This is a genomic window from Hymenobacter agri, assembly GCF_054778495.1.
The window spans coordinates 1-11,009 of sequence record NZ_BAAGZM010000094.1 but is presented as its reverse complement, the minus strand read 5'-3'; the positions used below and the strand labels follow the sequence as shown (position 1 = coordinate 11,009).

General features: G+C 58.7%; 11 protein-coding genes. 6 read left to right on the top strand and 5 right to left on the bottom strand.

The window, feature by feature from the left end; all coding sequences use genetic code 11:
* Positions 1–5 precede the first annotated feature (5 nt).
* Both ACYVDE_RS07345 and ACYVDE_RS07340 read left to right on the top strand, forming a co-directional pair.
* The gene (locus ACYVDE_RS07345; RefSeq protein ID WP_460500839.1) at positions 6–155 is read left to right on the top strand and encodes a hypothetical protein; all 150 of its coding nucleotides are present in this window, start codon (positions 6–8) and stop codon (positions 153–155) included.
* 204 nt (positions 156–359) lie between these two features.
* The gene (locus tag ACYVDE_RS07340) at positions 360–1,649 is read left to right on the top strand and encodes a type II citrate synthase (protein ID WP_460500838.1); all 1,290 of its coding nucleotides are present in this window, start codon (positions 360–362) and stop codon (positions 1,647–1,649) included.
* Between the two features lie 129 nt (positions 1,650–1,778).
* Here the strand turns inward: ACYVDE_RS07340 and ACYVDE_RS07335 are convergent, their stop codons facing one another.
* The 4 genes from ACYVDE_RS07335 to ACYVDE_RS07320 all read right to left on the bottom strand — a co-directional run bounded on the left by ACYVDE_RS07335 (position 1,779) and on the right by ACYVDE_RS07320 (position 6,334).
* On the bottom strand, positions 1,779–2,153 hold the full coding sequence (locus tag ACYVDE_RS07335; protein ID WP_460500837.1) for a hypothetical protein: 375 nt from the start codon (positions 2,151–2,153) through the stop codon (positions 1,779–1,781).
* 491 nt (positions 2,154–2,644) lie between these two features.
* Entirely contained in the window at positions 2,645–4,621 is a 1,977-nt protein-coding gene (locus ACYVDE_RS07330; protein WP_460500836.1) for an OmpA family protein, read from the bottom strand.
* An 8-nt stretch (positions 4,622–4,629) separates the two neighbouring features.
* The gene (locus tag ACYVDE_RS07325) at positions 4,630–5,211 is read right to left on the bottom strand and encodes a 7-carboxy-7-deazaguanine synthase QueE (protein WP_460500835.1); all 582 of its coding nucleotides are present in this window, start codon (positions 5,209–5,211) and stop codon (positions 4,630–4,632) included.
* A 202-nt stretch (positions 5,212–5,413) separates the two neighbouring features.
* The gene (locus tag ACYVDE_RS07320; protein WP_460500834.1) at positions 5,414–6,334 is read right to left on the bottom strand and encodes a bifunctional 5,10-methylenetetrahydrofolate dehydrogenase/5,10-methenyltetrahydrofolate cyclohydrolase; all 921 of its coding nucleotides are present in this window, start codon (positions 6,332–6,334) and stop codon (positions 5,414–5,416) included.
* Between the two features lie 87 nt (positions 6,335–6,421).
* Between ACYVDE_RS07320 and ACYVDE_RS07315 the strand changes: the two genes are divergently transcribed.
* Complete coding sequence (locus ACYVDE_RS07315; protein ID WP_460500833.1) at positions 6,422–6,826, top strand: DUF5684 domain-containing protein; 405 nt, start codon at positions 6,422–6,424, stop codon at positions 6,824–6,826.
* A gap of 62 nt (positions 6,827–6,888) precedes the next feature.
* Here the strand turns inward: ACYVDE_RS07315 and lepA are convergent, their stop codons facing one another.
* On the bottom strand, positions 6,889–8,676 hold the full coding sequence (gene lepA, locus ACYVDE_RS07310) for an elongation factor 4 (protein ID WP_460500832.1): 1,788 nt from the start codon (positions 8,674–8,676) through the stop codon (positions 6,889–6,891).
* Positions 8,677–8,827: 151 nt separating this feature from the next.
* Here lepA and ACYVDE_RS07305 point away from each other — a divergent pair, with 151 nt between their 5' ends.
* The 3 genes from ACYVDE_RS07305 to ACYVDE_RS07295 form a co-directional block, all read left to right on the top strand.
* Positions 8,828–9,682 carry a hypothetical protein gene (locus ACYVDE_RS07305; protein ID WP_460500831.1) on the top strand — a complete coding sequence of 285 codons (855 nt, stop codon included), beginning with the start codon at positions 8,828–8,830 and terminating at the stop codon, positions 9,680–9,682.
* Between the two features lie 223 nt (positions 9,683–9,905).
* Positions 9,906–10,316, top strand: a complete 411-nt coding sequence (locus tag ACYVDE_RS07300; RefSeq protein ID WP_460500830.1) for a GlcG/HbpS family heme-binding protein — start codon at positions 9,906–9,908, stop codon at positions 10,314–10,316.
* A gap of 96 nt (positions 10,317–10,412) precedes the next feature.
* On the top strand, positions 10,413–11,009 hold a 597-nt coding region (locus ACYVDE_RS07295), incomplete at its 3' end, for an alcohol dehydrogenase catalytic domain-containing protein (protein ID WP_460500828.1).

The window sequence follows — 11,009 nt, the reverse complement described above, 5'->3', positions numbered from 1 at the left end:
CCGCCGTGCAAACCGGCCTCGACACCGGCCGCGGCACTGAGCTGCTGGCCGCCGACCTGCGCCACGCCCTGGCCGCGCTGGGTGAAATCACTGGTGAGATTTCTTCCGAAGACCTGCTCACCAGCATTTTTACCCAGTTCTGCATCGGAAAATGACGGCCGGCATCCGCTTCTCACACGGAATTGCGCATAAATCTTTGCAAACGTTCTCGGGCCGAAACAAACGGGTATTTGCCCGGTTTTTCGAAACCTCAGACCTACTTTCCGTGTAGTGCCTGCAGCCACCGGGGCCGAAAAATTTCCCGGCTTACGACCTGTGGCGTAGTTTCGCACTCTATTTCCCCCTCACCCCTCCCGTCCATGGCAGAAACTGCTGAACTCATCCTCGACGGCAAGTCCATCACCTTGCCCGTCATCGAAGGTACCGAACACGAAAAAGCATTCGACATCGGCAAACTGCGCGACCAGACCGGCTACGTGACCCTCGATTCGGGCTACAAGAACACCGGCGCCACCAAAAGTGCCATCACGTTCCTCGACGGCGAAGAGGGCATTCTACGCTACCGCGGCTATCCCATCGAGCAGCTGGCCGAAAAATCGAGCTTTCTGGAAGTAGCTTACCTGCTGATTTACGGCGCGTTGCCCACGCAGGCCGAGCTCGAGCACTTCAGCGGCCAGATTACCAAGCACACGCTGGTGCACGAGGACATGCGCAAGATTTTCGACGGCTTCCCGTCGGCTACGCACCCCATGGCCATTCTGTCGTCGCTCATCTGCGCCCTTACCGGTTTCTATCCGCAGAGCGTGTCGCCCGACCTCAGCCCCGAAGAGATGGAGCTGAATATCATTCGCCTGCTGGCGAAGATGCCGACCATCGCGGCCTGGACCTATAAAAACAACATGGGCCATCCGTTGAACTACCCGCGCAACGACATGGACTATTGCGCCAACTTCCTCTACATGATGTTCAGCTTCCCCACCGAGAAGTATGAAATCAACCCCGTAGTGGTTAGCGCCCTCAACAAGCTCCTCATTCTGCACGCCGACCACGAGCAAAACTGCTCGACCAGCACGGTGCGCCTCGTAGGTTCGGCCAACGCCAGCCTCTACGGCTCGGTTTCGGCCGGCATCAACGCCCTGTGGGGCCCGCTGCACGGTGGTGCTAACCAAGAAGTTATCGAGATGCTGGAAGCCATTGAGGCCGATGGCGGCGATACCAGCAAGTTTATTGCAAAGGCCAAGGACAAGAACGACTCGTTCCGCCTCATGGGCTTCGGCCACCGCGTGTACAAAAACTTCGACCCCCGCGCCACCATCATCAAGAAGGCTGCCGACGAAGTGCTGCAAGCTCTCGGCCTGCAAGACAGCCCCCTGCTGAAAATCGCGCAGGAGCTGGAGCAAGCTGCCCTCACCGACTCGTACTTCATCGAGCGCAAGCTGTACCCGAACGTCGACTTTTACTCGGGCATCATCTACAAAGCCCTCGGTATCCCCACCGAGATGTTCACGGTAATGTTTGCTCTGGGCCGCCTGCCCGGCTGGATTGCCCAATGGAAAGAGATGCGCGAAAACAAAGAGCCCATCGGCCGTCCGCGTCAGATTTACACCGGCGAGCTGGAGCGCGATTACACGCCCATAGACGCTCGCTAGTCAGGTATTAGGCGTTGAGTGTTCGGTATTAGAACATTCTTTTGCCCGAGCACTTAATACCTATACCAAACAAAAAGCCCGCTCTGCAAAGCGGGCTTTTTCGTGCGTGGTGAGTTCGAGGCTCCTCCCCTATTTCAGGCGGTGCGCGGTGAAGTTGTTGCGCAGGTTCTGGTACGCCACCAGCTGTTGGGGTTGCAGCAACTGGCTCAACTCGGTTTCGTAGCGCTGCTGCGCGATGGCCAGCTGGGTGTCGCGCTCTTCGGCGCTGGCCCCATTGAGCATGATTTCCAGGTCGCGGCGCTCGGTAAGCATCTGCAGGTGCAGCTGCTTCACGGCGAGGTACTGGGCCTCATTGAACGGAATGTGCTGCGCGAGGGCCCGGGTGAGCGTGGTGGCGCGTTTCATCATCGCCGACGAGTAGGCGCCTTCGCCGGGGCCAGCCATAGCGGCCGGAGTTATGGTAACACCCGCGGCGATGCAAGTTGCCAGAAACAGATTTTTCATGGAATTGGGGGGTGAAAGTGAAAAGATGCGTTCAGTGGCCAGAGCTGGTGTGTTTGACCAATCCAAACGTAGGCAAAATTTCTATTTGAACGAAAAATATTTTTTTTGGCACTTTTGTCACCACACGATTTCTCTCAATGATTATAAATGACTGATTTTCGACAATTTGCCTTTCGCAAAAAAATTGACCGATGAAACAAAAAAAATGCTCACCATCAGGCGAGCCATATATTTTTACCGGACAAATACAATTATATTTTCACTTACTTAAAGCCTTGCTTTAAGTAAAAGCCCTGTTTTACCCGCTTCAGCGAGCTTACCTAAAGTGGTTCTTCAATCAGTCTATTCGCTGAATTCAGTTACAAAAGGCCTTATCAGCCCGTTATTTCAGGCAGTTGCAGGCAGCAAAACGGCGGCTGCCACCGACCAAATCGGGCGCAGCCGCCGAAGCGGAGGAATCTACCGAAGAATAGCGCGGGAGCGTTTCGAGGCTACAGAATGTGCAGCTCGATGCGGCGGTTTAGCTGACGGTGAGCCTCGGTGTCGTTAGCGGCCAGCGGATGGGTTTCACCGTAGCCGCGCGAGCGCAGGCGGTTGGCCGAAATGCCGTGCCCCGACAGATATTCCACCACAGACTGGGCCCGGCGCTGCGACAGCTGCTGGTTCGATTCGGGCGAGCCCACGTTGTCGGTGTAGCCCGAAACCTCAATCTGCACGTCGCGGTACTGGCGCATGAACTCAATCAGGCGGTTCAGTTCGGTACGCGACTGTGGCTTGAGCTCGTACTTATTGGTATCGAAGAACAGGTTGTTCAGCACCACGCTGCGGCCCGAGCGCACAGGTTCGAGGTAGATGTCCAGCGCCGTGGGGTTGAAGGAATGCTGGCTGCTGTAGTCGAAGCTCAGGCTTTTGAGCAGGTACTTATCGGCCGAGGCGTACATGGCGTAGTGGTGGCCTTCGTTGAGCACCACGGTGTAGTCACCGTACTCGGGGTCGGAGGTTACAAACTGCGTCAGCACGTCGGTATCGAGGTCGTAGAGCTTCACGTCGGCCTTGAGGGGCTTTTTCGTATTAGCATCGAATACCCGGCCCTGCGTGTAGGTGCTGGTCTCGCGGGCCTTAACTGGCTGCGGCACCGCAAAGCCGAACAGCTCCACCGGCCGCTCACGGGCCAGCCGGTAACCGCCAGCCGGCTCCTCGCTGGCCCGGCTGCGCGAGCAAAAGCCCTTCTGGTTGTCGGAGGTGATAAAGAGCGACGCTTCGTTTTCGAAGGTATTGAGCGGGTAGCCCAAGTTGGTGGGCGGGCTCCAAGTGCCGGCTGCCGTTTTCTCACAGCGAAACACGTCGAGGCCGCCCATGCCCACCAGGCCATCGGTGACATAGTACAACGTGGTGCCACTGGCGTGGATGAACGGAGCCATGTCCTTGCCCGGCGTGTTAACGGGAGTGCCCACGTTTTGGGCGGGGCTCCAGTTGCCGTCGGGCTGCAGCGTAGTCACGTAAATGTCTTCCTGGCCCTGGCCGCCACGGCGCGTCGAGGTGAAGTAGAGCGTGCGGCCGTCGGCCGAGAGCGAGGGCTGCGAGTCCCACTCAGTGGAGTTCACGTTCAGGCCCAGGTTTTGGGGGGCGCTCCAGTTGTTGCCGGTGCGGCGCGAGATGTACAGGTCGCAATTGCCGATTGCCTTGGGGCGGTCGCAGGAGGCAAACACCAGCGTTTTGCCATCACCTGAAATCGAGCCCGCGCCTTCGTTGTAGCTGGAATTGATGGCCGGCGAAATGGGCTGCGGCTCGCCAAACGAGCCGTCTTTGTTCTGGCGGCTCACGTACAGGTCTTCGCCGCTGCTGGCCGCCGGCCGGCCCGTGAACAGCAGAAAGCGGTTGTCGGCCGTAAGGTCGGGAAAATACTGAAACTTAAAGGTATTGAGCGGCGACGGCAGCCGCACCGGCGCTTCGCCCACCGGATGCTTCAGCGCATCAAGCGCAAACTCGCAGGTAAGAAGCTGGCGCTGCGACTTGGCCAGGTTCTTCTGCGTTTTGGGCGCCACCTTCATCAACTGCTTGTAGGCATCGAGCGCAGTCTGGTAGTCGCCGTAGCTCAGGGCTAGGTCGCCAACCAGTTGGTATTCGGAAGCGTGGCTGCCATCGAGCGGCACTTTCGTCAGGCCGTCGCGGTAGGCGGCCAGCGCGCCGCGGTTGTCGCCCATGGCCTTCAGCAGCGAACCTTTTAGTAAAAAGGCGTCGCCGAACGAGGGAAACTTCTGGTTGAGCTGATTAAGCGCATCCACGGCTTTCACGAAGTCGCGCTCTTTCACGTGCTGCTGGGCTTTTTCCAGCAAGCCGCGGGCTTTGGTGTTGGTGGGCGTCGGCACTTTGGGCGGAAGCTGGCCGCAGGCCACTTCGGCCGTGGCCGCACTTAGCACACACATCATTCCGAGGCGCAGGGCCCCCAACACTGAAAAGCGACGCATAGAGTAAGCTACGGAATGTCCAGGTATTTGTGAGTCTGCAACGAAACCTGCCAGCGCGGGTTCGCCTTCACATACTCTACGAGCTCGGGCGTCATCTGAGCCGCCCGGCTCCATTCGGGCTGCAGGTAGAGGCGCGTGCTGGCGGGTACCAGCGCTGCGTGCTCTTCGGCCCAGGCAAAATCGTGCCGGTTATACACCACCACTTTCAGTTCGTGGGCGGCGGCCAGCACATCGGGCCGCGGGGCTTTGAATTTTTTGGGTGAAAGGCAAATCCAGTCCCAGGTGCCCGACAGCGGATGCGCGCCCGAGGTTTCGAGCCAGGTGCGACAGCTGGCTGCCTGCAACGCCGCCGTCAGCGGGCCGAGGTCGTGCATAAGGGGCTCGCCGCCGGTGATGACCACGTCACGCCCGGGGTACTCCAGCACGGCGGCCACCAGTTGCTCCACAGTTTGACGGGGGTGCGCGTCGGCATCCCATGACTCTTTCACATCGCACCACACGCAGCCCACGTCGCAACCGCCCAAGCGGATGAAGTACGCAGCGCGGCCGGTATTATAGCCCTCACCCTGAATCGTGTAAAACTGCTCCATAACCGGCAGCATCGTGCCATTCGCTGGCGCGGCCAATTCACCAAAAGGTGCAATAATTTCAGAAGAATGTAACGTCACGGGTATCAATAAAAAAAGGCGTCAGGAAGCGAAGCATCCATAACGCCGGCAAATAGGCAAGCTGTTCCCAGTGCCGGACTTAAAAGTACAGCACTGGGACAGTTTAACCAAATATTCCAAAAAATCAGTTCGCTACGCGGGGATAGATTTTACCCGTAGCGGCGCGCAGCGTATTTAGCAGCAGCATGGCGATGGTCATGGGCCCTACGCCACCGGGCACCGGCGTAATGGCCGAGGCCAGCGGGGCTACCTCAGCAAAGTTCACATCGCCTTTCAACGTAAAGCCGCTTTTCTTGGTGGTATCGGCCACGCGAGTCGTGCCGACGTCAATCACCACCGCGCCGGGCCGCACCATGTCGGCCGTTACGAACTCGGGCCGACCAATGGCGGCCACCACAATGTCGGCCGTCCGGCAGATTTCGGCCAGGTTCTCGGTACGCGAGTGGCACAAGGTTACCGTGCAGTTAGCAGTATCCAGATTCTTCGCCAGCAAGATGCTAACCGGCGTGCCCACGATGTTGGAGCGGCCAATTACCACGGCATGCTTGCCACTGGTTTTGATGCCCTGCCGCGCCAGCAGCTCCACGATACCGGAGGGCGTGGCGGGCAGTAGCGCGGGCAGGCCGGCTACCATGCGGCCGGTGTTCATGGGGTGGAAACCGTCGACGTCCTTCTCCGGACGAATGGCCTCGATAACCTTTTCAGGGTCGATGTGCTTGGGCAGCGGCAGCTGCACAATGAAGCCGTCAATCTCGGGGTCGCGGTTAAGCTCGTCGACCTTCGCCAGCAGCTCGGCTTCGGTGATGTCGTCTTCGTAGCGCAGCAGCGTGGAGGCGAAGCCCACCCGCTCGCAGGCCAGCACTTTATTGCGCACGTAAGTTTCGGAGCCGCCGTCGTGGCCCACCAGAATGGCGGCAAGGTGCGGAACCTTCTGGCCAGCGGCTTTCAGTGATGCGACTTCGGCGGCGATTTCGGCTTTAATGTCTTCGGCGGTTTGCTTGCCGTCGATGAGGTTGGAGGTGGTGGAAGGGGGAGCCTGCGCCATAAAGAAAGAATTTAGTAAAGTGTCGGTTAGCTTGAATGCTATATATTGGCCGGAAATTTCACTTCTTTTCCTAACCAATCATTTTCTATGGAAAATCAACCATCCATGGCCGGCATCGGCTTTATCTTACTGGTCGAGCTGGCCATCTTCATGTTGATAATTGCCGGCTTATGGAAGCTATATGCAAAAGCCGGCCGGCCCGGGTGGGCTGCAATTATTCCGATTTACAACATCATTGTGATGCAAGACATTGTAGGTCGCGAAGCCTGGAAAATCATCCTGCTATTCATTCCGTTGGTCAACATTTATTTTGGCATTACGCTGTACATCAGCTTTGCCAAGGCATATGGCAAGCGAGGCATCGGCAACTATCTGGCAATCCTACTACTCGGCATTATTTTCATTCCCCTGTGGGGCTTCTCAAAAGAAGTGCGCTACCAAGGCCCCGTTGAAGGCCCTGCTGGCGACCTGGCTCCTTCGCCTGTTTATTAGGTGTAAGTAGCAAATGATGATAAAAAAAGGCGGCCCCAAACTGGAGCCGCCTTTTTTATTGCTTAGTCGATTTTCAATACAGCCAAAAACGCCTCTTGCGGAATTTCGACGGAGCCCACCGAGCGCATCCGTTTCTTACCCTCCTTCTGCTTTTCGAGCAGCTTGCGCTTGCGGCTGATGTCGCCGCCGTAGCATTTGGCAATTACGTTTTTGCGCAGGGCCTTCACGGTTTCGCGGGCAATAATTTTCTGGCCGATGGAAGCCTGAATGGCGATGTCGAACATCTGGCGGGGCAGCAGCTCGCGCAGCTTCTCGCAGAGGCGCTTGCCCCACTCGTAGCTCTTGGAGCGGTGCACGATGGCCGACAGCGCATCGACCTTCTCGCCGTTCAGCATCACGTCGAGCTTCACCATATCCGACTCGCGGAAGCCAATCAGCTCATAGTCAAGTGAGGCGTAGCCGCGGCTGATGGACTTGAGCTTGTCGAAGAAGTCGAATACGATTTCCGACAGCGGCAGCTCGAAGCTCATTTCCACGCGCTCGGAAGTGAGGTAGCTCTGGCCCTTGATGATGCCGCGCTTGTCCATGCACAGCGTGATGATGGGTCCTACGTACTCCGAAGCCGTAATAATCTGGGCTTTGATGTAGGGTTCTTCGATGTGCTTAATCAGGTTCGGCTCAGGCATTTCGCTCGGCGCGTTGATGGTCAGCATCTGGTCCTTGGTGCCGGTAGCGTGGAACTGCACGCTGGGCACGGTGGTGATGACCGTCATGTTGAACTCGCGCTCGAGGCGCTCCTGCACGATTTCCATGTGCAGCATGCCCAGGAAGCCGCAGCGGAAGCCAAAGCCCAGGGCCACCGAGGTTTCGGGTTCCCAAACAAGCGAGGCGTCGTTAAGCTGCAGCTTCTCCATGCAGGAGCGTAGCTCTTCGTACTCGGTAGTATCAACCGGGTAGATACCGGCAAATACCATCGGCTTCACGTCGGCAAAGCCCTGAATGGCCTCGGTGGTGGGGTTGTTGACGTGCGTAATCGTGTCGCCCACCTTCACTTCGCGGGCTTCCTTGATGCCCGAGATGAGGTAGCCCACATCGCCGGCGCTTACCTCCTGGCGGGCCTCCTGGTTGAGCTTGAGCACACCGATTTCATCGGCGCCGTACTCCTTGCCCGTGGCCATGAAGCGGAGCTTGTCGCCCTTGCGCATGGTGCCGTTCTTGATGCGGAACAGGACTTCAATGCCGCGGTAGGAGTTGAAAACAGAGTCAAAAATCAGGGCCTGCAGCGGGGCGTTGGGGTCGCCCTTGGGCGCGGGCACCCGCTCGCAGATGGCGTTCAGGATGTTCTCGATGCCGATGCCAGCCTTGCCCGAGGCGTGGATGATGTCGTCGGGCTTGCAGCCGATGAGGTCCACGATTTCATCGGTCACCTCCTCCGGCATGGCGTGCGGCAGGTCGATTTTGTTGAGTACAGGAATGATTTCCAGGTCGGCCCCGATGGCGAGGTAGAGGTTGGAAATTGTTTGGGCCTCAATACCCTGCGAGGCGTCGACGATGAGCAGGGCGCCTTCGCAGGCGGCAATGCTGCGGCTCACTTCGTAGCTGAAGTCGACGTGGCCGGGCGTGTCAATCAGGTTCAGCGTGTAGATTTCCCCTTTGTAGGGATACTGCATCTGAATGGCGTGGCTCTTGATGGTGATGCCGCGCTCGCGCTCCAGGTCCATGTTGTCGAGCAGCTGGGCCTGCATGTCGCGCTTCGCCACGGTGCTGGTAAACTCCAGCAGACGGTCGGCCAGGGTACTTTTACCGTGGTCGATGTGGGCAATGATGCAAAAGTTGCGGATATTCTTCACAGAGGGCGGTTTTTCAGAGCGCGAAGGTACGAACCGCGGGGCGCAAAAGCCAGCCGCCGGGCAGGCCCGGGGTGCCACGGGGGCGTTGGGCATCTGCAAGCAAGTGCTTAGTTTTGCCAATTACCCTTTTTTACCCTGCAAAACCGCGCCTATGGAATCGTCAACTTCTACGTTATCACCGCAGACGGCCGACGCCGAAAAAAACAAGTTCATCATCTCGGCGCTCAACGGCACGGGGCTCTACGTGTTGGCCTACTACCTGATTTGGGGTATTTATGACATCGCAAAGGTGCAGGCCTCGCGCTTTTTGCATCTGCGCGGCAGCTGGTCGCCCAGCCGGGTGGTGTACACGATGAGCGACAGCGAGTGGTGGCGCACGGCAGTAGTCGCCGTATATAGCGTGGGGCCGCTGGCCTGCCTGCTCGTGGGCCTGATTGCCTTTCGGTGGTACTGGGGCAGCGAGCGGGCGCGGCGCGGGCAGCGCAAGCTGCTGCTGCTGTGGGTCGCTTTTCAGGCGTGCAATGCCGTGTTCGGCGCGCTGCTGGCCGACACGTTCACGCAGTCGGGCTCGTGGTACGTGTTCGACTGGCTGTTTCGGTTGGGCAACGTGGTAAACGTGCTACTGGCGCTGCTGGCGGGGCTGGTGCAGCTGGCCGTGGGCTACTTCGGTGCCATCGCCTTCCTGCAGGCGCACGATTCCAGAACGGTGATGCGCTACGCCAACCGCCAGAAAATGGTGCTGAGCACGCTGGTAGTGCCGTGGGTAGCGGGCAGCCTGTTCATCATGGGCATAAAGCAGCCCTACCTGACAATTCAGGAAATCCTGCACCTCGCCATGATGGGCCTACTGATTACGCCCATGGCCCTGGGTTGCCTGAACGAAGTTTTTTCCGACACCGTGAAGCGGCCGCAGGCTACCCGCGTGGCCTGGGGGCTGGTGGGGCTGGCCGTAGTGGTGGCGCTGGTGTGGCGCCTAGCGCTGAGCCCGCCGGTGACGTTTGGCTAGCGCGCCCAGCTTGTTTGTACATAAATGGTAAGTAAAAGCCCCGGCTCGCCGGGGCTTTTTTTATGCCCGGCGGCATTGCCAGCCTTGTGCTATGCTCGCAAAATGGTCAGTTATCGTCGCAATCGCCGCCGCAGGGCCAACTAAATGGGGACGAATCCGCTTAAAAGTGTGGCGGGAAGTATCCGCTGCCATTTCACCCCACCCATTCACCAATACCTTAATTATGGGAATTAATCTGCAACAAGCCCAGGCCGCCGTGCAAGCCGCTCACGAGAAAGCGCTTGCCATGGGCGTCAAGATGAATATCGCCGTGGTGGATGCCGGGGCCAACCTCACGGCTTTTATCCGGATGGACGACGCGTGGCTGGGCTCGCTCGACATCTCGATTAAGAAAGCCAAGACGGCCCGTTTCTTCGACATGCCCACCGGCGCGATTGGCGGTTTGTCGCAGCCCGGCGGCTCGCTCTTCGGCATCGAGCACTCCAACAACGGGCTCATCAGCTTCCCCGGTGGCATTCCCATTAAGGATGCCGACGGCCGCGTGATTGGGGCCATCGGCGTATCGGGCAGCACCGTGGAAGACGACCACGCCGTGGCCGAAGCCGGCCAGCAGGCCATCGAAGGCAAGCACTAGGCTGCGGCCCGACGCTTATCGGCTTACAGTTACAACGCCATGCCGGCGCCTGTCCGGCATGGCGTTTTTCGTTTCACTTTCAACATATCCAGCATCATGGCCAGTAACAGAGGCGTCGTATACCTGGGCCCCGGCAAAGTCGAGGTTCAAAGCATTGATTTCCCCGAGTTGAAGAACCCCAAGGGGAAGAAAATTACCCACGGAGTGATTCTGAAAGTGGTTTCGACCAATATCTGCGGGTCGGACCAGCACATGGTGCGCGGCCGCACTACCGCGCCGGCCGGCTTGGTACTGGGCCACGAAATCACGGGCGAAGTAGTGGAGGCCGGGGCCGACGTGGAATTCCTGAAAAAGGGCGACCTCGTGTCGGTGCCGTTCAACGTGGCCTGCGGCCGCTGCCGCACCTGCAAGGAGATGAAAACCGGCATCTGCCTGACCGTGAACGAGGGCCGCGCCGGCGGGGCCTACGGCTACGTGGACATGGGCGGCTGGGTAGGCGGCCAGGCCGAGTACGTGATGGTGCCCTACGCCGATTTTAACCTGCTGAAGTTTCCTAACAAGGACCAGGCGATGGAGAAAATCCGCGACCTGACCATGCTCAGCGACATTTTCCCGACCGGTTTCCACGGCGCCGTGAAGGCCGGCGTGGGCCCGGGCACCACCGTGTACGTGGCCGGCGCGGGCCCCGTGGGC